We start from the raw sequence: 23,546 nt of genomic DNA, 5'->3' as shown, positions 1-23,546 counted from the left end.
GCCCCTGCCGCATGGCAGGGGCTGCTTTTTATGCTTGGGAAGGGGCGGGCCTTACACAGGCTCGCTTACCACTTCAGCCTTGATCAGGTTGGTGGTACCGGACTTGCCCAGAGGCACACCGGCGGTGATGACCACGGTCTCACCGGGCTTCACGACGCCCTCCTTGCGGGCCACGTCCACAGCCAGGGAGAACATCCGGTCGGTGGAATCCACCTCGCCGGACAGCAGAGGCTTCACGCCCCAGGAAATGGCCAGCTGGCGGCGGGTAGACTCGCTCTGGCACAGGGCCACAATGGGGCAGGCGGGACGGAAGCGGGAGATCACCTTGGCGGTGTAGCCGGACTTGGTGGCGGCCAGGATGGCGGTGGCGTCCAGGTCCATAGCGGTCAGGCAGCAGGAGTGGGTGATGGCGTCGTTGATGCCGCCGATCTCGGGCAGCAGGTTGCGCTCCCGGAAGCGGCGCCAGTAGCTGATGGAGTTCTCAGCAGAGGTGACCACGTCCACCATGGTGTGGAGGGCGTCCACCGGGTACTTGCCGGAGGCGGTCTCGCCGGAGAGCATCACGCAGGAGGTGCCGTCAAACACGGCGTTGGCCACGTCGGACACCTCGGCACGGGTGGGCCGGGGATTGCGGATCATGGAGTCCAGCATCTGGGTGGCGGTGATGACGGGCTTGCCCTGACGGATGGTGGCCTTGATCATTCTCTTCTGGAGGATGGGCACCTCATGGGCGGGGATCTCCACGCCCAGGTCGCCCCGGGCCACCATGACGCCGTCGGCGGCCTCAAGGATGGACTCCAGGTTGTCCACGCCCTCCCGGTTCTCGATCTTGGCAATGATGCGGATGTTCTCGCCGCCCTCGTGCTTGCGCAGCTCGGCACGGATATCCTCCACGTCGCTGGCCTTCCGGACGAAGGAAGCGGCGATAAAGTCAAAGTCGTTCTCCGCGGCGAACTTCAGGTCGTCCTTGTCCTTGTCGGTCAGGGAGGGCAGCATGATGCTCACATCGGGGATGTTGATGGATTTATTGTTGGACAGGGGGCCGCCGTTTTCCACGGTGCAGAAGATGTTGTGTCCCTCCACCTTCTCCACCAGCAGCTCGATCAGACCGTCGTCCACCAGAATGCGGCAGCCGGGGCCCACTTCCTCATGCAGATTCAGATAGGTAACAGACACCTGCTTCTCGTTGCCCTCCACCTCGTCGGTGCTCAGCATAAAGCTCTGGCCCTTCTCCAGGGTGATGGGACCGCCCACAAAGGACTTGATACGGATCTCGGGTCCCTTGGTGTCCAGGATGGTGGCCACAGGGCGGCCCAGGGTATCCCGGACGGACTTCAGCATGGTCAGCCGGGCCAGCTGCTCGGCGTGGGTACCGTGAGAGAAGTTGAAGCGGGCAGCGTCCATGCCGCCCAGGATCAGCTGACGGATGGTCTCCTCATTGTCCACGGCGGGGCCCAAGGTGCAGATGATTTTTGTCTTTCTCATTTCCTACCTCCATAACAGGTATACAAATATGACTCTTCAAAACCGGGACTATCATACACCAATCTTTCCGTTTTGCATAGAGGTAATTTTCATTTTGCCCGATTTCCGGAGTTTTCCATCATAATTTTTTAGAAAAAGTTCTCAAAAATCAGCAAAAAAGGACTATCTCGCAACTTGGAGACAGTCCTTTTTTCTTGCTTTTTTTGCGTCTGTTTTGCTTTTTCAGGGTCTTTCCGCCTGTACTGCCCGGTTTTTCTTTCCGCCGCCCAGCCCAAGGGAGGCCAGGCAGAGGAGGGCCCCCAGACAGCCGGAGGCGATGCAGGCGACGAGCATCAGGTTGGCGCCCCCCAGATCCAGGGTCCAGCCGGCCAGCACGCCGCCCATCATGCCGCCCAGGCCGTTGGAGGCCACCATCATCACGGTCTGGCCCCGCACCCGGTCGGCCTCAGGCACCGACTCGTTGACGAAATATACCGACGCCGGAGTGAACAGGCCGTAGCCCAACACCTGGATGGGCTGCACCACCAGCACGCCCAGGCAGTTGAAGGTAAGCAGCAGCAGCACCCCTTTTAGCGTGCCGAAGATCATGCTCAGCAGCAGCAGCCTTCCGCTGCCCAGCCGCCGCAGCAGCTTTTGGAAGAAGAAAGCGGTGGGCAGCTCGGAGGCCCCCATGAGGAAGAGGGCGATGCCCAGATCGGCCTCGCTGCCTCCCCGGCTGGTGACGATGTTCACCAGGAAGTTGGACAGGGGCATGATGCCGGTCAGGCCTAAAAATACACCGGCCAGCATAAGGGTGAACCGGGGATTGCTGCGCAGCAGGGACAGGGCGGACTGGGGTTTGGGCCCCTCCTCCCCCGTCTGGCGGACCTTGCCCCGGTAGGCCGGATAGGTAGCCACCAGCAGGATCTCCAGCACCACCAGCACCAGATGGGTCACCAGGGTGCTCTCCAGCCCCAGACGTCCGGCCTGGAAGCCCAGCACCACACACACCACCGCGTAGGCCAGGGAGCCGATGCCCCGGCCCAGGCTGTAGCGGATGGGCACCCCCTCGTTGATGAACTGCACCGCCATGGCGTCCATCAGGGGATAGGAGGACACCTCCAGTCCGCCGATGACCACCCACACCAGGGTGGTCTCCCACAGGCCCATGCCCGGCGAAAGCCAGTACCACACCCCGGCAACCAGGGAGAGGGCCATGGAGATGGTGACGATATGCTTCAGGGGAAGCCGGGGATGGCGGTCAGCAAAGCCCCCCAGCAGGGGCTGGAACACAATACCCGCCAGACAGCGCACCGCCGTCATCAGTCCCGCTTCGCTGTTGGAGAAGCCACGCTCCAGCAGCAGGGCGGTCTGGTAGGCCACAATGGCGGCAAACATGGCCCAAAACCCCGCCTGCATGGCCATATAGTGATAGTCCAGCCGTCTGACCGACGGCCTCAGTTCCGTCATTTCCAATCTCTTATTCCGTCCCCTCAAAGGCAAACATGTTGTCCAGCCCTGTGGTGCTGGCGGTGTACAGGGTCATCACCAGATCGGGCTCCAGCCCCTCAATGGTCTCCATCAGGTCGCCCTGGAAATGGCGCAGGTCGATGGTGGTCAGCTCCGAGCAGGACAGGGCCAGGAAGGGAGCCAGGGCGCAGGAGAAGGACTCCCGCAGCAGCACGATCCTGGGGCCGTTGGGGTTTTTATGGTTGGTCATGGTGGCCAGGGCATAGTCTCCGCCGGAATAGTAGGTATAGGGGTTACCGTTGAACCAGTCCTTCTCCTCCACCCGCTCGGGGAAGCACACCGATTCATTGAAGGAGCCTGTCCGTTCAAAGTTGCTGGTGGGGCTGCTGTAGGTGAGGCTGGTCTCAAATTTGGGGGTATAGATGGTGAAATCGTCCACCCCCGCGTAGAGGGAGCCCACCCGCTTGCCCTGGCTGCCCAGGAAAAAGTCGTCCAGCACCGTAGTAGTCCAGTTGGAGGGCTGGGTCAGGTAGGTGGGGGTATGGAATCCGTACCGCTCATCCAGGATCTGGGCCAGATTCTGCCAGGCAAAGAAGGCGGCCTCCGGCTTCCAGTGGTGGTCGGTGTTGAAAAACCAGCCGGAATAGATACCGTTGCTCTCAAACATGGGCCGAAGGTCCACATAGGGCACATCCAGGGCCTCCAGCTCCGCCTGGAAGGTGTCGGCACACACATTGCCGAACTCCATCAGCCCCGTGGGCAGCATCTGGGTCCCCCGCTGGATCTTCTGGGGCGCGGTGACATAGAGGTAGGGGATGTCCGCCTCCTCCAGCTGTTCGGCAAAGTCTGCAGTCTGCCGGGCGTGGAGCTGGGCGCTGTCGGGGGTGTAGTCCGACGCGTTCACATTAACAAAGTTGATGGCTCCGGTGGTCAGCTTGGCCACCGTGTTGCCCTCCACCATGTCCTCCACCACCCGGCGGCCGGTGATCCGCTGTACTCCGCCGTAGAGCTGAATGAACAGATGATCCCGGTCCAGGTCCTGGTTGATGGCGGACTCAGCCCCCTCCAGCACCGCAGAGGGGTCCTTTTCCCTGACGAAGGTTTTCAGCAGGGTTTCAAAGCTGCCCTCCCGGCCGAAAAAAGAGGTGGCCAGCAGCAGAAGTCCCCCTGTCATCAGCAGCAGAAAGAGCACCGCCGTTATGGTATTGCGTCGATTCATGCCTTGGCTCCTTATCAGAAATTGAAGTAGATGAAGGGGTTATAGGTGCCCTTGATGATAAAGCTGGCGGACACCACGAAAATCACGGCCAGCACCAGGGCATAGCCCAGGTCCAGCAGCACCGGCCTGCGGGCGTCCGCCCACTTCCGCACCTTGAGGGCCACCGGCGTGGAGAAGACCGCCGCGGCGATGAGCACCGCCCAGTTCTCCCGCAGGTAGAGCAGCGCCTGATCCGGCCGCCCCGGCTGCCCCAGGCCGAACATGGACAGCAGGTACTGTCCCGCCTGGGTCAGACTGTCCGCCCGGAAGAGCACCCAGGCAAAATTCACCATCAGGAAGGTGAAGAGCCACTTGAGCCACACCGGCCAGCCCCGGCCCAGGCCGCAGAACTTTTCCAGCACCAGCAGCACGAAGTAGAACAGGCCCCAGCAGATAAAGGTCCAGTTGGCCCCGTGCCAGATGCCCGTAAAGAGCCACACCACAAACAGATTGCGCAGGTGCTTGGCCTTGGAGTTTACCCGGCTGCCCCCCAGGGGGAAATACACATAGTCCCGGAACCAGGTGGACAGGGAGATGTGCCACCGCCGCCAGAACTCGGTGATGGAGGTGGAGATGTAGGGATAGTTGAAGTTCTCCAGGAAGTGGAACCCAAACATCTTGCCCAGGCCGATGGCCATGTCCGAGTAGCCGGAGAAATCATAATAGATCTGGAAGGTGTAGCACAGGGCCCCCAGCCAGGCAAAGCCGGGGGTGATGGCGCTGCTGCCGAAGGCATGGTCGGCCACCACCGCCAGCTGATTGGACAGCAGCACCTTCTTGCCCAGGCCCACCACAAAGCGGGCGCACCCGGCGGAAAAGTCGGCCCAGTTCTCCTGCCGGTGGTCAATCTGCTGGGCCACCGTCTCATACTTCACGATGGGTCCGGCAATGAGCTGGGGGAAGAAGGAGATGTACAGCCCTACCTTGAGAGGGGAGCGCTGCACCTCCCCCCGGTCCCGGTGGACATCCAGCACATAGCTCAGGGCCTGGAAGGTGAAGAAGGAAATGCCGATGGGCAGCTCGATCACCGGCACCACCAGGTGCATCCCCAGGCCATTCAGAATACCCATGGTAAACATCAGATATTTGAATACAAACAGGATTCCAAAGTTGGCGGCCAGCGCCGCGATGATGGGCAGACGGCAGCTGCGGCCGGTCCGCTTGTTGCGGTCCACCCACAGGCCGAAGCCGTAGTTTGCCACAATGGACCCCATCATCACCAGCACGAACCAGGGCTCTCCCCAGGCGTAGAAGCCCAGGGAGGCCACCAGCAGAAAGACGTTCTGCCCCTGACGGAATTTACGCAGGGGCAGGTAATAGATCAGCAGTACCAGGGGCAGAAAGAGAAACAGGAAAATGGAACTGGAAAAAAGCACGCAGTTGCCTCCTTAATCAGTCAGGTAGCCGCTCCGCTCATCCGTTGTGGGCGGCGGGCACGATCTCGATCCAGTAGCCGTCCGGGTCCTCAATGAAATAGATGCCCATGGCGGGGTTCTCAAAGCAGACGCAGCCCATGGCCTTGTGGCGCTCCAGCAGCTCCTCGTAGCGGTCGGTGAGGAAGGCCAGGTGGAACTCCTGCTCCCCCAGGTCGTAGGGCTCGGTCCGGTCCCGCAGCCAGGTCAGTTCCAGCCGGAAGCCGGTCTCCCTGTCCCCCAGGTACACCAGCTTGAAAGAGCCGTCGGCGGCGTTTTTTTCAGACACCGGGGTCAGCTCCAGGGCCTCACGGTAAAAATCCAGGGACCGCTCCAGGTCCAGGACGTTGAAATTGAAGTGATTGAATTGCAGCATGGTGGTTCTCCTTGCTCTTTGTTTTACTCATGGTCCTCGTTGGCCTTTTTATTGATGAATTCAGGCCGCAGTTTACTATAAACGATTTTTTGCTCGCTGTACAGCCCATAATAGCCGGACAGCATGTAGGACACCGCCAGACACCCCGCGAACAGGCACAGGCTCTGGCCGGTGAACATACCCAGGCTGTCCCCGGCAAAGAGCTCCAGGGAGAGCAGCAGGGAGGTGATGGGGCAGTTGGTGACGCCGCAGAACACGCACACCATGCCCAGCCCTGCCCCAAAGGAGGGGTGGAGGCCCAGGATGGGGGCCACAGTGCAGCCGAAGGTGGCCCCGGTGAAGAACACCGGCACGATCTCGCCGCCCTTGAACCCCGCCCCCAGGGTGACGGTGGTGAAGAGCATCTTGAAGAAGAAGGCCTCCGGCCGGGCCTGTCCGCCGATGGCGGCGTGGATGATGGCCTCGCCGGCGCCGTTGTAGTCGTAAGTACCGGGATTCCACAGCCACACCAGGTAGGTCAGGGCGATGACCAGGCCGCCGCCCACAGCCGCCCGCACCAGATGGTTGGGCAGAAAGCGGTCGTACAGCTTGGGGGCGGCGTGCATCATCCGGCAGAAGAAAATGGACAGCAGGGCAAAGAGGATGCCCATGCCGATGACCTGCAGCAGGGTAAATGGGCTCAGGTTGGGGATGCCCTCCAGGGTAAAGGCGGTGGGAGGCACCTCAAAGGCCTGGGCCACCCACAGCCCGATGATGGAGGCCAGGACACAGGGCACGATGGCGGCGTAATAGAGCACCCCCACGCTGGTGACCTCCATGGCAAACATGGCGGCGGTCAGCGGGGTGCCGAAGAGGGCGGAAAAGGCGGCCGACATACCGCACATGGTGATGATGCGGCTGTCCTTGTCGTCCAGACGCATGAGCCGGCCCACCTTGGAGGAGATGGAGCCGCCGATCTGGAGGATCGCCCCCTCCCGTCCGGAGGAGCCGCCCACCAGGTGGGTGATCATGGTGGACACAAAAACCAGGGGCGCGGTGCGCAGGCGGAGGGGCTGATTCTCCCGCACCGCCACCAGCACAAAGTTGGTGCCCCGGTCCCCCTCCATGCCGCACGCCCGGTAGAGCAGCACAATGGCCAGGCCGCCCAGGGGGAGCAGCCAGAGCAGCCAGGGGTTTTCATGCCGCAGGTCGGTGACGGCGGAAAAGGCATAGTAAAAGGCTGTGGCCACACCGCCGCACAGCAGACCGCTGATCCCGCCGAAGATCAGCCATTTCGCAAAGGCGGCCGGGTGCTCCAGCCACCGGCGTCCCATCGGTTCTCCCATCTCTCTCACACTCCGGCGGCTCCCTATCCGGGAGCCGTTACTGTGGCGGGCCCGCCGCCCGCCCTGGGTTTCAGCCCCCATTATAACACGGATACCAACTTTTTTCCTTATCCTTATAGATTTTTTTCAATAGTGTGTTATACTAGTTCCATTATCTATACATCCAAGGAGGAGTTTGTTTTGTCACCCATATGGCCTCAGTTATTCCTTCAGGTTATACTTATTGCCATCAACGCCTATTTTGCCGCTACCGAGATCGCTGTGCTCTCCTTAAATGAAGGCTTTATCCGGAAGCAGGCGGAGGGCGGCGACCGCAAGGCCGCCAAACTGCTGCGGATCATTGAGGTCCCCACCAGCTTTCTCTCCACCATTCAAATCGGCATTACCCTGGCCGGTTTCCTGGGTTCCGCCTTTGCTGCCGACAATCTGTCCGAGCCCCTCGCCCAATGGGTAATATCCGTTTTTGACCTGACTGGGCCTGTCGTCGGCACGGTGCACACCTTGTCTGTCATTGTGGTCACCGTCATTCTCTCCTTCTTTACGCTGGTCTTCGGTGAACTGGTTCCCAAGCGGGTGGCCATGAAGAAGAGTGAAGAAGTGGCCCGATTTTCCTGTGGCGTGGTCAGTCTTCTGGCTGCGGTGATGCAGCCTCTCATCTGGCTGCTCACGGTTTCCACCAACGGCATTCTGTGGCTGTTCCGCATCAACCCCAACGAGGACGACGATGAGGTGTCCGAAGAGGGCCTGCGGATGCTCATTGACCTGAGCGAGGAAAAGGGCGCCATTGAGACCGAAGAGAAGGAAATGATCGAAAACATCTTCGAGTTCAACAACATGACCGCCGCCGACGTGATGGTCCACCGCACCGACATGGTCATGCTGTGGGCGGAGGACGCCAAGGAGGAGATCGAAAAAACCATTGAGGAGTCCGGCCTGTCCCGGTTCCCCGTCTATGAGGAGGACGCCGACGACATCATCGGCATCCTCTCCACCCGGGAGTGGCTCATCAACGCCCGGAAGCCCCAGCCCAAGCCCCTGCGGGAGCTGCTCCGTCCCCCCTATTTCGTGCCCCAGTCGGTGCGCACCGACCTGCTGTTCCGGGACATGCAGAGCCGCAAGGTCCACCTGTCCATCGTGGTGGACGAGTACGGCGGCACCGCCGGTCTGGTCACCATGGAGGACCTGCTGGAGGAGATCGTGGGCAACATTTACGACGAATTTGATCCCCAGGAGGACCTGGAGATCATCCCTCTGGGCGAAAACCGCTGGCGTGTGGCGGGCAGCGCCGAGCTGGAGGAGCTTTTTGAGGCCCTGGGCATGGAAATGCCGGAGGAGGAGGAATCGGAGACCCTGGGCGGTCTGGTGTATGCCCAGCTGTCGGTGATCCCCGAGGACGGCAGCCACCCCGAGGTGGACATCTACGGCCTTCATATCCGGGTGGAGGAGCTGTCCGAGCGCCGGGTGGAGTGGGCCACCGTCACCCGCACCGCCCCCGCCCCGGTGGAGGAGCCCGACCCAACCTGAATCTATCCGCACCTGCAGCGGGACGCCCACGGGCGTCCCGTTTTTCCTTGCAAAAGGCACCCTCAGACAGATCTTCCCTGTTTATTCCACAAAAAAATAGGTTTTATTTTGGGTAACATGTCTCTTGCACCGCCTCCTTTATGGTGCTAAACTATTTTTAGTGCTAAAAAATAATTTTTTGGAGGCGAACCACATGTCTCATACCGGACTGCTCCGGCGCTACCTCATTTTCTTCGCCGGTGTCCTTTGCTCGGCACTGGGCATCTCCCTGATCACCCTGGCAGGCATGGGTACCTCCGCGGTGTCCAGTCTGGCCTATGTGCTGACCTATGTGTTCCCCGGCGTTTCTCTGGGCACCTTTACCTTTGTGGTGAACTGCGTCATGCTGGGCGGCCAGATCCTGGTGCTGCGCAAGAAGTTCCAGCCCATCCAGCTGCTCCAGATCCCTGCCACCTTTGTGTTTTCCTGCTGCATCGACCTGTGGATGTCCCTGCTGTCCGGGCTGATCCCCCAGTCCTATGCCGGGCACTGGGTGGTGCTGCTGATGGGCTGCACCTGCCTGGGTCTGGGCGTGGCTCTGGAGGTCATTCCCAATGTGCTTATCCTCCCCTGCGAGGGCTTTGTCCGGGTGTGCAGCCAGGAGTTCCACTGGGACTTCGGCAAGACCAAGACCGGCTTTGACCTGACCATGGTGGCTGCCGCCACCCTGCTGTCCCTGCTGGACCTGGGGGCCATCTACGGCCTGCGGGAGGGTACCGTGGTGTGCGCTCTGACGGTGGGCTTTATCTCCCGGTTCTTCTGCAAGCGTCTGGCCTTCCTGGTGAAGAAGCCCGAGCAGAAGCAGCTGGTCCGCGCCGACGCCTCCGCTGCATAAACGATCAATAAAAAAACAGCTGCAAGCCATGGGCTTGCAGCTGTTTTTTTATTGATCTTATTTCAGCCGGTTCAGAATGACCTGAGCCGCCTTCACGCCGGAGGCGCCCGCCTGAGCCAGACCACGGGTGACGCCCGCACCGTCGTTCCCACGGGGCCAAGGCCCCGCGGGAGCCCTGATGATTTAATTCGCACGGCGGAAATGAATCCCGCCGGCGGCAATGCTTCGCATTGTGTAGGCTCCGGGCGGGCTTACTTCAGCCGGTTCAGAATCACCTGAGCCGCCTTCACGCCGGAGGCGCCCGCCTGGGCCAGACCACGGGTGACGCCCGCGCCGTCGCCAACGGCAAAGAAGCCGGGCAGGGAGGTCTCCAGCTCACCGGACAGGGCCAGCCGGGCGGAGTAGAACTTGACCTCCGCGCCGTAGAGCAGGGTGTCGTAGTTGGCGGTACCGGGAGCGATCTTGTCCAGCTGGTAGATCATCTCAATGATATCGTCCAGCTGCCGCTTGGGCAGAGCCAGGGACAGGTCGCCGGGGACGGCGGCGGTGAGGGTGGGCCGGACGAAGGACTTGCTCATCCGGTGCTCGTTGGTGCGGATGCCGCTGACCAGGTCGCCAAAGCGCTGGACCAGCACGCCGCCGGCCAGCATGTTGCTCAGGGAGGCGATGTGCTTGCCGTAACGGTAGGGCTCGTTGAAGGGCTGGGTGAACCGGTTGGACACCAGCAGAGCGAAGTTCGTATTCTCACTTTGGAGGGCGGGGTCGGAGTAGGAGTGACCGTTGACGGTATTGATGCCCTCCACGTTTTCCGCCACCACATGGCCGTAGGGATTCATGCAGAAGGTACGCACCTGATCGCCGTACTGCTTGGTACGGTACACCAGCTTGGACTCGTACACCACGTCGGTGATATGCTCAAAGACCTTGGCGGGCAGCTCCACCCGCACACCGATGTCCACCTGGTTGTTGATGAGCTGGATGCCCAGCTCCTTGCACTGGTTGGAGAACCACTCGGCGCCCGAGCGGCCGGGGCCGGCGATGAGCCAGGTGCAGTCGATCTCGTCCCCCTTCTCAGTGATGAGACGGTAGCCCTCCCCCTTCAGATCCTCGATCTTGGTGACGGCGGTGTGGAACCGGAACTCCACCCCTTTGCGGCACTCCTCATAGATGCTCTGGAGGATGCGCAGGTTGTTTTCGGTACCCAGGTGCTTGCACCGGGCCTGGAGCAGGTGAAGGTCGTGCTCCAGAGCCCGCTTTTCAAGAGCACGAGCCGCCGGGGTGTCGGTGGAGAAGACCTTATCGGTGGCGCCGTGCTTCATGTTGATGGAGTCCACGTAGTCGATGAGACTCATGACCTCCTCCCGGGGCATGAAGTCGGTGAGCCAGCCGCCAAAGGCGGTGGTAAAGTTATATTTGCCGTCGGAAAAGGCGCCGGCGCCGCCAAAGCCGCACATGGTGCCGCACACCTTGCAGTGGATGCACTCCTTTACCTTGCCCGCCACGATGGGGCAGCTGCGGGTGTAGATGTCGGCCCCCTGGTCCAGGGCCACCACCTTCAGTCCGGGATTGCGGTGCATCAGCTCATACCCGGCGAAAATACCGGCCTCGCCGCAGCCGAGAATAGCAACGTCATACCGTGTGTTCATGTGCGATCTCTCACTTTACGTCATATTTCGGAAGGTATGGCACACACCTTTCCAATTTGATATTATACCAAAGAGTCTCATTTTTGACAACGTCCATCCCCAGGATAAGCTAAAAATTTTTCAGGTTCTCCCGTCAGATTTTGGGGTGCTGTCCTGTCTTATCTGCGTGGCCACGATACGCAGCAAAAAGGAGGTGTTGGGATGACCGAAGCGGAGTTTCTCCCCCTGTTTGACCGGTACCGGTCCATGGTCTACGGCCTGGCCCTGAGCTACACCCGCTCGCCCCAGGATGCCGAGGACGTGTGCCAGTCGGTCTTTCTCAAGCTGATGGAAGCCCCGCCCGCCCCGGGAAAGGAAAAGGCCTGGCTGGCTCAGGTGACGGTGAACCACTGCCGCAATCTGCTTACCGCCGCAGCTGTGGCCGTCATCCTGACCATCGGGGCTCTGGCGGCATCCGGCATCCTCAGCCGCACCACCTACCTCACCGGCGGCCAGATGACAGTAAGGGACGGCAACGACCTCATCCCTGACGTGCTGGTGGGCGGCACGCCGGACAACTACAGCTATTTTGAATTCCTCTATCACCAGGACGGAAGCCTGGATTCTGTACTGGGCACCTACCCCGACGGCTACGACGGTTACCATGAACCGGCCTGGCTCACCGCCTACCGACAGGCGCAGGGTTTCCCGGAGATAAAGGCGGAGTCGGAAATGGTCCAACCCGCGTATAAGACCTCTTGACAAATAAAGTTTACTGTTGTAGCCTTATGTTAGGCTACAACAGTAAACTTTTTTAGGAGGTCGCTATGTGTACTGGTGCAGATAAGATCCAGGACGCCGAACTGGAGGTCATGAAGGTGCTGTGGAGTCTCCCCCAGCCGGCGCCCCTGTCGGAGATCCGCCGCACCCTGTCCGCCCAATGCGGCTGGGAGGACTCCACCGTCAAGACCCTGCTGCGCCGCCTCTGTGAAAAGGGGGCGGTCACGCTGGAGCGCCGGGGAATGTACCGGGCAGTCATCACCCAGGCCCAATACGGCCGCTGGTCGGCCCGTCATCTGGTGGACAAGGTGTTCAACGGCAGCGCCAAAAAGCTGGTGGCCTCCCTGCTGTCCGACGGCCAGCTGAGCCAGGCCGAGATCGCCGAGCTGTCCGCCCTGTTCCATCAGGAGGAGTCCACATGAAAGAGGTTCTGCTCACCCTGCTCTCCCTCTCCCTGTCCGGCTCCCTGCTGTGTGTGCTGCTGCTGGCGCTCCGCCCCGTACTGCGCAACAGAGTACCCAAGGCCTTCTCCTATTACCTCTGGCTGGCGGTGCTGCTCCGCTTTCTGATCCCCCTGGGCTACGGCATAGCTCTGCCCCAGCCCCCTCAGCCCGTCTGGGAGACCATCCAGCAGGAAACCCTGATCCCTGACCGTCAGGAGCAGACAGAGATACAACAGACAGATCCCGCCGTCCCGCCGTCGGAACCGGTCACGGCGGAACAGCCGGAGACCGTCCAGCCGTCCGCCCCGGCCATTTCCCTGACCGGCATACTGTTCTTCCTGTGGCTGGCGGGTGGCGTGTGTTATTTCTGCTGGCATATAGTCGCCTACGCCCGCTTTTCCCACCGGGTCTGCGGCTCCCTTACCCCGCCTACGGCAGATGCGCTTGCCCTGTTTGAGGAACTACACCCCGGCCGCCGGGTGAGACTGGCCCAGAGCAGCCAGGTAGAGGCCCCCATACTGCTGGGGGCCTTCCGACCGGTGACCGTCCTGCCCCAGGGCGGGCCGCCCCTCCAGGGGCAGGCTCTGTCCGCCGCACTCCGCCATGAACTGACCCACGCCCGGCGGGGGGATATTTTCTACAAGTGGCTGACGGTGCTGGTCACCAGCCTCCACTGGTTCAATCCCTTGGTCCACTGGATGGGGCGGCAGATCGCCCTGGACTGCGAGCTGTCCTGCGACGAGGCGGTGATCCGCTCCCTGGAGCCCCAGCAGCGGATGGCCTACGGGGATATGCTGCTAATGCTGGCCGCCCGGCCCGGAAGGGCCCTTCCCTGGATGGCCGCCCCCCTCTGCCAGGAGGGGAAGCGGCTAAAGGCCCGGCTTCTGGGCATCAAAGGTTATCGCAGGCCGGGCCGGGCGGCGTTCTGCCTCTCTCTGACTCTGGGTCTGGCGGTGGTCTGCTGTGCCTGCACAGTGGTCGACATAGATCCTCAGCCCCAGGCTACTACCGGGGAATCTGACCCGTATCAGTCCCTTCTGATCCAGTATGAATCGGCCTTTCTCCAGCAGCAGCCTGACGCCTACCCGGACCTGGTATCTGCCATGATTGCCCCCTACTGGGGGCAGGAGCATCAGATCGGTTATTCCCGCCGGGATCTGGACGGGGACGGCTCGGAGGAGCTGCTGCTGGGCTGGGTAGGCAACGAGTTCTGGAATCTGGACGAAGGCTATGTCTTTGCCGTCTACACCCTGGTGGACGGCCAGCCCGTCCTGGCGGTGGAGGGCTGGGAGCGGAACCTCTATGTGGTACGGGAGGACGGCATCTTCTGCAACTGCGGCTCCAGCGGCGCGGGACGGACCGTGTGGCGTCAGTACCGGTTTGACCCATCGGCGGAGGGCTTTTTGGTAGAGCTGGAGCGGGTGTCCCAGCCGGAGGACGGCGAAGGGGCCATTGCCATTGGGGAAGGCTGGATGAAGTCCGGCGTCTCCCTCCCCTACACCCCATTTGCAGGCAGCGGGGTGCGTGCCTATCAGGACGTCCTGCTGGGCAACACACCCTTCCTCTGTGTGGACGGCTCTGGCCAGGAAGTTCCCACCCTTCTCCCGGATATTCCCCTGGCCTTCAGCCCCTACAGCTCCTATGCCACCGTGACGGAGTTTGCCGTGCTGGATCTGGACGGCGACGGCAGCCGGGAGGTCGTCCTCCAGGTCACCGACGTGGCAAACGACATGGGGGGCTATGTGGTTTTACGTCAGGAGGGGAACGAAATCCGGGGCTATCCCAGCCACTGGCGCACCTTCTGGCAGCTGAAAACCGACGGTACCTTTACCTACTCCAGCCTGACCGGCACAGAGGAGGGGGTGGCCTCCGCCCGCTTTTCAGAGGAGGGCCTTATGCTGGAGACCCATATCCGCTGTACATTGGATCCAGGGGATACCGCCTATGAGGTGGACCACCAGCCCGTCTCCGAGACCCAGTATGAGGCCGCCCTGGAGGCCCAGGCCCAAAAGCCGGACGCGGCGTGGTATGAGCTGAACGAGGCCAATATCAAGCACCTGACAGCATAAAAAATACCCCTGAGCGATCCTTTCAGGACTGCTCAGGGGTATATTGTGTTACTTCCACGCCGGTGTAGTACCACTTTAAAATTTCCTCATAGCTTTTGCCCTCCTGGGCCAGGGCGTTGGCGCCGTACTGGCTCATGCCCACCCCGTGGCCGTAGCCGGTGACGGAAAAGGTCACTCCCTCCGCCCCCGCCGTCACGGTAAAGCTGGTGGAGCGCAGGGAGAAGAGGGTGCGCAGGTCCTGCCCGCTGACCGTCACGCCCCCCACATCCACGCTGCTCACCCCCCCGGCGGAGTTGGACACCGTATTGGAAAACCAGCCGGACGGGTCGCCGGACAGGTCCGCCCCGGGGTACTTGGCCAGCAGGGTAGTCTTACATTCCTCCGCCGTCACGGTGACGGTGGAGTGGTAGTTGGGCACCTCCTCCCCCTCAGGGCTGTCCACTCCGGTGAGATAGGGCACCGAATTGCCCCACACCTCCACCGCGTCCACCGTCCGCCCGTCGGCGGAGGAGAAAAAGACGGCCTGAATGGGGCTGCCGTCATAGAGGGCCGCCACGCCGTCGGTATCCGCCACGGCCGCGGCAATCTTTTCGGTGTACATCTGGGCGTTGCTCCCCCAGCTGACCGCCGCATCCTCCTGGGTGCGGTAGGCCTGGCAGCAGTTCACGTCGGTACACACGTCGGCCTCCGGATGGGCGGCGGTGGTACGCTCCATTTTGGAAAAGGTATAGGTACGGGCCGCCACCGCCTGGGCCTTCAGGGCCTCCGGCTCAAAGGCGGCGGGCATCTCCGCCGCCACCACCCGCCAGAGGTAGTCGTCCATGGCCATGGCCTCCACCGTTCCGTCCGCCAGCTTCACCTTCACCTGCCGGGCGCTGTCCAGGGAGGGCCCCGGGGTGACCACGGTGCGGTCAATGGGCAGACTGCCGCTCTCCACCGGCAGTTCCCCCTCTCCCTGGGGCACCAGCACCAGGGGCAGCAGGAAGAGCGCCAACAGCAGCGCCAGGGCGGCCACCGCCACCTGTTTCACCCGCGCCACCTCCTTTTTGCAAGTTCTCATATTTTTTGTTTCATTTTCTTGATCTGGCAATTTCCATATTGACTGTCCTTCCAAATGGTTGTACAATACCGTGTAAAAGAATTTGGGAGAAGGAGAGGCCAAAAATGCAAAGTCTGGAGAATAACACGTCCATGGACTTCATTGAGAGTCTATGCGAGGAATATAAGAAACATAACCAGATCGACCCCGCCTACTATGAGCGCTACCGGGTCAAGCGGGGCCTGCGCAACGCTGATGGTACCGGCGTCATGGCCGGCGTGACCCAGATCGGCAACGTGCTGGGCTACTATCTGCAGGACGGGGAGCGCTTCCCCGCCCCCGGCAAGCTGGTGTATCGGGGTATCGACGTGGAGGAGCTGGTGGACGGCTTCGTCAGCGAGAACCGGTTCGGTTTTGAGGAGACCGCCTATCTGCTCCTCTTCGGCACCCTGCCCACCCGGGAACAGCTCACCCGGTTCCAGCAGATGCTCAGTGACAACCACACCCTGCCCCATATGTTCACCGAGGATATGATCATCAAGGCCCCCAGCCCCGACGTGATGAACAAGCTGGCCCGGTCGGTGCTGGCCCTGTATTCCTATGACGATAATCCCGACGACATGTCCCTGCCCAATCAGCTGCGGCAGGCCATCCAGCTCATCGCCCGGGTACCCGTTATCGTGGCCCACGCCTTTGCCGTGAAGCGCCACTACTACGACGATGAGTCCCTCTACCTCCACCGGCCCCAGCCGGGGCTCAGCGTGGCGGAGAACTTCCTCTACTCCGTCCGCCACGACAACCAGTTCACCGAGCAGGAGGCACGGCTGCTGGACCTGTGCCTGGTGCTTCATGCCGAGCACGGCGGCGGCAACAACTCCGCCTTCACCTGCCGGGTGCTCTCCTCCTCGGGCACCGACATCTACTCCGCCATCGCCGCTGCCGTAGGCTCCCTGAAGGGTCCCCGCCACGGCGGCGCCAACAAGAAGGTCATGGAGATGTTTGGCTACATCGAGGACGCAGTGCGGGACTGGAAGGACGAGGACGAGGTGCGGGCCTTCCTGGGCAAGCTGCTGCGGAAGGAGGCCGGCGACAAGTCTGGCCTTATCTACGGCATGGGCCACGCCATCTATACCCTGTCCGATCCCCGTGCCGTCATTCTGAAGAAGTTTGCCAAGAAGCTGGCCGAGACCAAGGGCATGCTGGACGAGTTCGAGCTGTACGAGACCGTGGAGCGCCTCACCCCCGAGGTCCTGCTCTCCGTCAAGGGGGAGGACAAGGTGGTGTGCGCCAACGTGGACCTGTTCTCCGGCATGGTGTACAAGATGATGGGTATCCCCCAGGAGCTGTACACCCCCCTGTTTGCCGTGGCCCGCATCGTGGGCTGGTGCGCCCACCGCATCGAGGAGGTCTACCAGCCCGGCAACCGCATCATCCGCCCCGCCTACAAGGCGGTGGCCCCCATGCGGCCCTTCGTGCCCCTGGATCAGCGGTAAAGACACAAAAAAGAAGGCGCTGCTTACGCAGCGCCTTCTTTTTTGCTTGTCTCACAGAGTTTCACCGCCCGCAGGCGGTGAAAACAAATCAGAATCTGTTCTTTCCGGGGACATGCGCCTCGGAAAGAACACTGCTCATGACAGACAGGGTGACAATTTTATAAAAATCGAACCCTGTCTGTCATGCATCTTATTCCCAAAAGACCCCTGGTCTTTTGGGAGCGTTTAGCCCAGGGTGCAGCCGGCGGGCACCTTGTCGTCCAGCATGAGCAGGTGGAGCTCCTCGTGGCCCTCGGCCCCCTCCTTCACAGCGGAGATGAGCATGCCGTTGGACTCCAGGCCCATCATCTTCCGGGGAGCCAGATTGACACAGGCCACCACGGTCTTGCCCACCAGGTCCTCGGGCTCATAGTACTCATGGATGCCGGAGAGGATCTGACGGGTCTGCCCCTCGCCGCAGTCCAGGGTGAAGCGGAGCAGCTTCTTGCTCTTCTTCACCGCCTCACAGGCCAGCACCTTGGCGGTGACGAACTTCACCTTGGCAAAGTCGTCGATGGTGATATACTCGGGCTCGGCCTTGGCAGCGGCTTCGGCCTTTGCGGCCTCCTCCAGAGCGGCCAGCTCCTCCAGCTCCTTGGCGGCGTCGATGCGGGGGAACAGGTTCTCCCCCTTGCTCACCTGGGCATCGGTGGACAGGGCGCCCCACACGGCGGCGGATTCCCAGGTGCGCTGGCTGTCGCCGGCGCCGATCTGGGCAAAGATCTTCTCGCAGGTCTCGGGCATGAAGGGGGTGAGGAGCACGGCGGAAATACGCACGCACTCCAGCAGGTTGTACAGCACGTGGGCCAGACGGTCCTGCTGGGCCTCATCCTTGGCCAGAGCCCAGGGCTTGTTCTCGTCGATATACTTATTGGCCCGGCCGATGAGCTTGAAGACCTCCATCAGGGCATCCTGGAAGGCGTACTGCTCCATCTTGTCCTCGTAGGTATTGCGCAGCCCGGCAGCCAGGGCGATGAGCTCCACGTCGAACTTCCGGGGATCGTCCTCGGGGAAGTTGGCGGCCAGGTCCACGCTGCCCCGGGACTGAGCCAGCATGTTGGCCAGGTCCTTCTCGTCCTCCGTGGCGCCGCAGCCGGCGGGCAGGTTATTGCCGAAATACTTGCCCACCATGGCGGTGGTGCGGCTCACCAGGTTGCCCAGATCGTTGGCCAGGTCGGTGTTGATGCGGCCGATGAGGGTCTCGTTGGAGAAGTTGCCGTCGGTGCCGAAGGGGAACTCCCGCAGCAGGAAGTAGCGCAGGGAGTCCACACCATAGCGCTGGGCCAGCAGGTAGGGGTCCACCACGTTGCCCTTGGACTTACTCATCTTGCCGCCGTCCAGCAGCAGCCAGCCGTGGCCGAACACCTTCTTGGGCAGGGGCATCTCCATGCTCATGAGCATGGCGGGCCAGATGATGGAGTGGAAGCGGACGATCTCCTTACCGATGAAGTGGACGTCAGCGGGCCAGTACTTCTTAAAGTCGTCGTACTTGTCGTTCATGAAGCCCAGGGCGGTGGTGTAGTTGAAGAGGGCGTCGATCCACACGTACACCACATGGCCGGGATCGAAGTCCACCGGCACGCCCCACTGGAAGGAGGTACGGGAGACGCACAGGTCCTCCAGGCCGGGCTTGATGAAGTTGTTCACCATCTCATTGACGCGGCTGCGGGGCTCCAGGAAGTCGGTGTTCTCCAGCAGGTCCTGGACCCGGTCGGCATACTTGCTCAGCCGGAAGAAGTAGGCCTCCTCCTCGGCGTCCTGGACCTCCCGGCCGCAGTCGGGGCACTTGCCGTCCACCAGCTGGCTCTCGGTCCAGAAGGACTCGCAGGGCTTGCAGTACTTGCCCACATACTTGCCCTTGTAAATATCGCCCTTCTCGTACATCTTCTTAAAGATCTTCTGGATGGCGGCCACATGGTAATCGTCGGTGGTACGGATGAACCGGTCGTTGGAAATGTTCATCAGCTTCCACAGGTCCTTGACCCCCTGGGGGCCCTCCACGATATTGTCCACGTACTCCTTGGGAGAGACGCCGGCGGCCTTGGCCTTGTCCTCGATCTTCTGGCCATGCTCGTCGGTACCGGTGAGGAACATCACATCATAGCCGCACAGCCGCTTGTAGCGGGCCATGGCGTCGGTGGCCACAGTGCAGTAGGCGTGGCCGATGTGGAGCTTATCCGAGGGGTAGTAGATGGGGGTGGTGATATAGAATTTCTTTTTCTCAGACATCAGAGGATCCCTCCGTATCGTTCTCGACCGGCTCCACAGGCAGAGGCCGGGCGGCATTGTACAGCAGCAGCGCGCTGGAGGTCAGCAGGTAGAGGATGGTAAAGGCATAGAGCAGCAGGGTGCCCCAGTCGTGCTGGTCGGCCAGGGTGGTGATGGAAAAATACACACCCAGCAGGCAGAAGAATACCGCGGGGGCGCACTTGCCCTTGTCAAAGGAGAAGCCGGCGATGAAGTACAGCCCCAGCAGGCCGGCGATGATGGCAAAGAGCTCGTACACATAGTCCAGCTGCACCGGGTCCCCCGCCCGCACCTGGTAGGCGGCAATGAGCCACACGCAGAAGGTGAAGGCCGGGATGAGCAGGGGCACGCTGTATTTGCCGCCCCCCGTACCCTTAAAGTTGTCCCGCACGGTGGTCATGACGCACACACCAGAGGCCACCGCCATCACCGCCACAATGAGGCGGGTGTAGACGGGATTGCCGCCGGTAACAAAATCATAGACCATCAGGCCGCCGGCGCCGATGAGCAGGAAGCCGGAGAGCACCCCCACGGTGGCGTACAGGGTGTTGTTTTTGGCGGCAAAGGCCTGGCCGTAGCCCTGGAACTGGGGGTACTTGACCGTCAGGCTCAGGATCAGGAGCACAGCCGCCATCACCACGGAGAAGGCGATGGGGGTATAGGTGGCAGGCGCCCCGGCAATGGGCAGGCCGGTGTCCGGCTCAAAGGCGGTGGCCAGCTCCCACCAGCGCAGGCCGAAACCTGCCAGGCCGCCCACCACCGCCACAGCAGGCAGAAGAATCTCTTTTCGCATTGTCAGCATCCTTTCCGGATGAAGTGAGTTCAAATATGTAGTATAGCACGATTTCACAGAAAAGGCACGGTTTTTTTGTACCCTCTATCTTACCGTTTCCACGCCCAAAAGGCAAGGGCGCACTTGTATTTTTTCCCCCGGCCTGTTATCATGCCCAGGAAAGGGATGTGGAATCACCATGCAGATCGACCTGACCCGGGGCGGCATCACCCGCCCCATGCTGTGCTTTGCCGGACCCATGATTGCCGGCAACCTGCTGCAGCAGTGCTACAACATTGCCGACACCCTCATCGTGGGCCGGGCCCTGGGTCCCTCTGCCCTGGCCTCGGTGGGGTTTTCCTTCACGCTGATGACCTTCCTCACCTCGGTGCTGCTGGGGCTGTGCCTGGGCAGCGGAGCTTTGTGGTCCATGCTCCACGGGGCCCGGCGAGAGGATGAGCTCAAACGCTGCCTCTTTCTCTCCTTCCTCTTTATCGGCACGGTGGCGGTGGTCCTCAATGTGGGGGTGCTTCTGCTGCTGGAGCCGGTGATGACCCTGCTGCGCATCCCGGCGGAGGCCTGGGAGGACACCCACGCCTACCTGCGGGTGGTGCTGCTGGGGGTATGCTTCACCTTTTTATACAACTACTTTGCCTGCCTGCTGCGCTCGGTGGGCAACTCGGCCACCCCCCTGGTCTTTCTGGCCCTGTCCACCCTGCTCAACATCGGCCTGGACCTGTGGTTCGTGCTGGGCCTGCACTGGGGCGTAGCGGGGGCGGCCTGGGCCACCGTAGTGGCTCAGGGGGTATCCGCCGCCGGTATCGCCCTGTACGGCTGGTTCCGCCTGCCCCTGCTCCGCCTCCGGCGGGAGCACTGCGTCTTCCGGCGGGGAGAGCTGGGCCGCATCATCCACTACTCCCTGCTCACCTGCGTGCAGCAGTCGGTGATGAACTTCGGCATCCTGATGGTCCAGGGACTGGTCAACTCCTTCGGAGTCAACGTGATGGCTGCCTTTGCCGCCGCCGTCAAGATCGACGCCTTCGCCTACCTGCCCGTCCAGGACTTCGGCAGCGCTTTCTCCACCTTCGTGGCCCAGAACACCGGGGCGGGCAAGGCCGACCGCATCCGCCGGGGCATCCGCTCCGCCGTGTGGGTGTCCATCCTCTTCTGCGTGATCAGCTCCCTGCTGGTGTGCCTCTTCGCCGCCCCCCTGATGGCCCTCTTTGTGGAGCCCGGCCAGACCGAGATCATCGCCATCGGGGTGGAGTACCTGCGCATCGAGGGGCTGTGCTACTGCGGCATCGGTATCCTCTTCTTATTCTACGGTCTGTTCCGGGGACTGGGGCGGCCGGGGGTGTCGGTGGTGCTGACGGTGATCTCCCTGGGCACCCGGGTGGCCCTGGCCTATCTCCTGGCCCCCATTCCGGCCATCGGCCTGAAGGGCATCTGGTGGGCGGTGCCCATCGGGTGGGGCCTAGCCGACCTGGCGGGACTGCTCTTTTACCGCCTCCGCCCGGTGAAAAGCATGGAGCAATAAAAACAGCGGGACGGCTGGGCCGTCCCGCTGTTTTTATTGTTATACGTCCGCCTTCTGGCTCTCCAGATACTCGTCGTAGGTCATCTTGCGGTCGATGAGCTGACCATCGGAGGTGAAGTCGAACACCCGGTTACACACGGTCTGGATGAGCTGATGGTCGTGGGAGGCCACCAGCACGTTGCACTTGACGGCCTCCAGGCCGTTGTTCAGGGCGGCGATGGACTCCAGGTCCAGGTGGTTGGTGGGCTGGTCCAGCAGCAACACATTGGCGCCGGACAGCATCATGCGGGAGAGCATGCACCGCACCTTCTCACCGCCGGAGAGCACCTTGACAGGCTTATACACCTCGTCGCCGGAGAAGAGCATCCGACCCAAAAAGCCCCGGAGGTAGGCCTCGTGGGGATCGGAGGACCACTGGCGCAGCCACTCCACCAGGTTGTCGTCGCAGTCCTTGAAGAACTCGGTGTTGTCCTTGGGGAAGTAGGAGAAGGTGGCGGTCTGGCCCCACTTGACGGTGCCCTCGTCGGGCTCCATCTCGCCGGTGAGGATCTTGAAGAGGGCGGTCTGGGCATTCTCGTTGTCGCCCACGAAGGCGATCTTGTCCCCGTGGCCCACGATGAAGGACACCTTGTCCAGCACCTTCACCCCGTCGATGGTCTTGGACACGTCGGTGACGAAGAGGATGTCCTTGCCCACCTCCCGGTCGGGAGAGAAGGCAACCCATGGATAGCGGCGGGAGGAGGCGGGGATCTCCTCCAGGGTGATCTTTTCCAGCAGCTTCCGGCGGGCGGTGGCCTGCTTGGACTTGGACTTGTTGGCGGAGAACCGGGAGATGAACTCCTTCAGCTCCTGGGCCTTCTCCTCGTTCTTCTTGTTCTGGTTCTTCATCAGGTTCTGCATCAGCTGAGAAGCGTCGTACCAGAAGTCGTAGTTGCCCACATACAGCTTGATCTTGTTGTAATCGATATCCACGATGTGGGTGCAGATGGTGTTGAGGAAGTGGCGGTCATGGCTGACCACGATGACGGTGCCCTCAAAGTCCAGCAGGAAGTCCTCCAGCCAGTTGACGGCGTTGATGTCCAGGTTGTTGGTGGGCTCGTCCAGCAGCAGGATGTCGGGGTTGCCGAACAGGGCCTGGGCCAGCAGCACCTTCACCTTCAGCCGGGCGTCCAGGGTCTCCATGGAGGTCTGGTGGAACTCAGTGCCCACACCCAGGCCCTGGAGGATGCGGGAGGCGTCGCTCTCGGCTTCCCAGCCGCCCAGCTCGGCAAACTCCTCCTCCAGCTCACAGGCCCGGATGCCGTCCTCCTCGGTCATCTCCTCCTTCTCATAGAGGGCGTCCTTCTCCTTGCCGATGTCGTACAGACGCTTATTGCCCATAATGACGGTGTCCATGACGGAATAGGCGTTGTAGGCGTTCTGGTCCTGCTTGAGGACGGACATGCGGGTCTTGGGCAGGATGGACACCTCACCGGAGGTGGCCTCCAGATCACCGGAGAGGATTTTCAGGAAGGTGGACTTGCCGGCGCCGTTGGCGCCGATGATGCCGTAGCAGTTGCCCTTGGTGAACTGCAGGTCCACATGGGAAAAGAGGGGCTGGCCGCTGTATGCCAGGGTCAGATCGGAAACAGTGATCATGTCGTACTCCTTTTTGTTCAGCCCGGGATTGCGCCGGGAAAATCTTCGTAAGTGTACAGTATACCATAGAATAAGAAAAAAACAAACCATAAACCGGCAAAAGGATGCCTGTTTGAAAATATTCTGTAAAAAACCTGAAAAAATGGTGACTTCCCCGTCCC

At 61.5% G+C, this 23,546-nt stretch carries 18 protein-coding genes; 7 read left to right on the top strand and 11 right to left on the bottom strand.

Features of this window, described 5'->3' with window-relative positions:
* Positions 1-51 precede the first annotated feature (51 nt).
* From pyk to B5G34_RS06550, 6 genes are all read right to left on the bottom strand, one after another.
* Positions 52-1,485 carry a pyruvate kinase gene (gene pyk / locus B5G34_RS06575; RefSeq protein ID WP_087335421.1) on the bottom strand — a complete coding sequence of 478 codons (1,434 nt, stop codon included), beginning with the start codon at positions 1,483-1,485 and terminating at the stop codon, positions 52-54.
* 222 nt (positions 1,486-1,707) lie between these two features.
* Complete coding sequence (locus tag B5G34_RS06570) at positions 1,708-2,934, bottom strand: MFS transporter (RefSeq protein ID WP_242956895.1); 1,227 nt, start codon at positions 2,932-2,934, stop codon at positions 1,708-1,710.
* Between the two features lie 10 nt (positions 2,935-2,944).
* Entirely contained in the window at positions 2,945-4,153 is a 1,209-nt protein-coding gene (locus tag B5G34_RS06565; protein WP_087335419.1) for a DHHW family protein, read from the bottom strand.
* A gap of 14 nt (positions 4,154-4,167) precedes the next feature.
* Positions 4,168-5,568, bottom strand: coding sequence for an MBOAT family protein (locus tag B5G34_RS06560; RefSeq protein ID WP_087335416.1), 1,401 nt, complete (start codon positions 5,566-5,568; stop codon positions 4,168-4,170).
* Positions 5,569-5,605: 37 nt separating this feature from the next.
* A complete protein-coding gene (locus tag B5G34_RS06555) occupies positions 5,606-5,980 on the bottom strand; it encodes a VOC family protein (RefSeq protein ID WP_087335414.1) in 375 nt (124 codons plus the stop codon).
* A gap of 23 nt (positions 5,981-6,003) precedes the next feature.
* A complete protein-coding gene (locus B5G34_RS06550) occupies positions 6,004-7,305 on the bottom strand; it encodes a chloride channel protein (RefSeq protein ID WP_087335412.1) in 1,302 nt (433 codons plus the stop codon).
* A gap of 180 nt (positions 7,306-7,485) precedes the next feature.
* Here B5G34_RS06550 and B5G34_RS06545 point away from each other — a divergent pair, with 180 nt between their 5' ends.
* Both B5G34_RS06545 and B5G34_RS06540 read left to right on the top strand, forming a co-directional pair.
* Complete coding sequence (locus tag B5G34_RS06545; protein ID WP_087335410.1) at positions 7,486-8,829, top strand: hemolysin family protein; 1,344 nt, start codon at positions 7,486-7,488, stop codon at positions 8,827-8,829.
* Between the two features lie 193 nt (positions 8,830-9,022).
* Positions 9,023-9,703, top strand: a complete 681-nt coding sequence (locus tag B5G34_RS06540) for a DUF6198 family protein (protein ID WP_087335408.1) — start codon at positions 9,023-9,025, stop codon at positions 9,701-9,703.
* Positions 9,704-9,954: 251 nt separating this feature from the next.
* Here B5G34_RS06540 and B5G34_RS06535 read toward each other — a convergent pair whose 3' ends face one another.
* Complete coding sequence (locus B5G34_RS06535) at positions 9,955-11,349, bottom strand: NAD(P)/FAD-dependent oxidoreductase (RefSeq protein ID WP_087335406.1); 1,395 nt, start codon at positions 11,347-11,349, stop codon at positions 9,955-9,957.
* Positions 11,350-11,550: 201 nt separating this feature from the next.
* Here B5G34_RS06535 and B5G34_RS19095 point away from each other — a divergent pair, with 201 nt between their 5' ends.
* The 3 genes from B5G34_RS19095 (at position 11,551) to B5G34_RS06520 (ending at position 14,620) form a co-directional block, all read left to right on the top strand.
* Positions 11,551-12,090: a sigma-70 family RNA polymerase sigma factor gene (locus tag B5G34_RS19095; protein ID WP_242956893.1), complete on the top strand. Its 540-nt coding sequence runs from the start codon at positions 11,551-11,553 to the stop codon at positions 12,088-12,090.
* A 65-nt stretch (positions 12,091-12,155) separates the two neighbouring features.
* Positions 12,156-12,530 (top strand): BlaI/MecI/CopY family transcriptional regulator, encoded by a 375-nt coding sequence (locus B5G34_RS06525; protein ID WP_087335404.1) that lies wholly within the window; start codon positions 12,156-12,158, stop codon positions 12,528-12,530.
* Positions 12,527-14,620, top strand: coding sequence for a M56 family metallopeptidase (locus B5G34_RS06520; protein WP_087335402.1), 2,094 nt, complete (start codon positions 12,527-12,529; stop codon positions 14,618-14,620). The genes B5G34_RS06525 and B5G34_RS06520 overlap by 4 nt, the downstream gene beginning before the upstream one ends.
* A gap of 22 nt (positions 14,621-14,642) precedes the next feature.
* On the opposite strand, the gene spoIID is transcribed toward B5G34_RS06520, so the two are convergent.
* A complete protein-coding gene (gene spoIID, locus B5G34_RS06515; RefSeq protein ID WP_087335399.1) occupies positions 14,643-15,650 on the bottom strand; it encodes a stage II sporulation protein D in 1,008 nt (335 codons plus the stop codon).
* 134 nt (positions 15,651-15,784) lie between these two features.
* Here spoIID and B5G34_RS06510 point away from each other — a divergent pair, with 134 nt between their 5' ends.
* Positions 15,785-17,152, top strand: a complete 1,368-nt coding sequence (locus tag B5G34_RS06510) for a citrate/2-methylcitrate synthase (RefSeq protein WP_087335395.1) — start codon at positions 15,785-15,787, stop codon at positions 17,150-17,152.
* Positions 17,153-17,377: 225 nt separating this feature from the next.
* Here B5G34_RS06510 and metG read toward each other — a convergent pair whose 3' ends face one another.
* Together metG and B5G34_RS06500 are read right to left on the bottom strand one after the other, a co-directional pair.
* Positions 17,378-19,420, bottom strand: coding sequence for a methionine--tRNA ligase (metG, locus tag B5G34_RS06505; RefSeq protein WP_087335393.1), 2,043 nt, complete (start codon positions 19,418-19,420; stop codon positions 17,378-17,380).
* A complete protein-coding gene (locus B5G34_RS06500) occupies positions 19,413-20,231 on the bottom strand; it encodes a hypothetical protein (protein WP_087335392.1) in 819 nt (272 codons plus the stop codon). Before B5G34_RS06500 ends, metG begins: the two co-directional genes overlap by 8 nt.
* 178 nt (positions 20,232-20,409) lie before the next feature.
* Between B5G34_RS06500 and B5G34_RS06495 the strand changes: the two genes are divergently transcribed.
* Positions 20,410-21,747: an MATE family efflux transporter gene (locus B5G34_RS06495; protein ID WP_087335390.1), complete on the top strand. Its 1,338-nt coding sequence runs from the start codon at positions 20,410-20,412 to the stop codon at positions 21,745-21,747.
* A 39-nt stretch (positions 21,748-21,786) separates the two neighbouring features.
* Here the strand turns inward: B5G34_RS06495 and B5G34_RS06490 are convergent, their stop codons facing one another.
* Positions 21,787-23,385, bottom strand: coding sequence for an ATP-binding cassette domain-containing protein (locus B5G34_RS06490; RefSeq protein WP_087335388.1), 1,599 nt, complete (start codon positions 23,383-23,385; stop codon positions 21,787-21,789).
* Positions 23,386-23,546: the final 161 nt, after the last annotated feature.

The organism is Flavonifractor sp. An82 (genome assembly GCF_002159265.1).
Taxonomy (GTDB): domain Bacteria; phylum Bacillota; class Clostridia; order Oscillospirales; family Oscillospiraceae; genus Flavonifractor.
The sequence above is the reverse complement of the archived record's forward strand: the minus strand, read 5'-3'. Positions and strand labels throughout refer to the sequence as shown.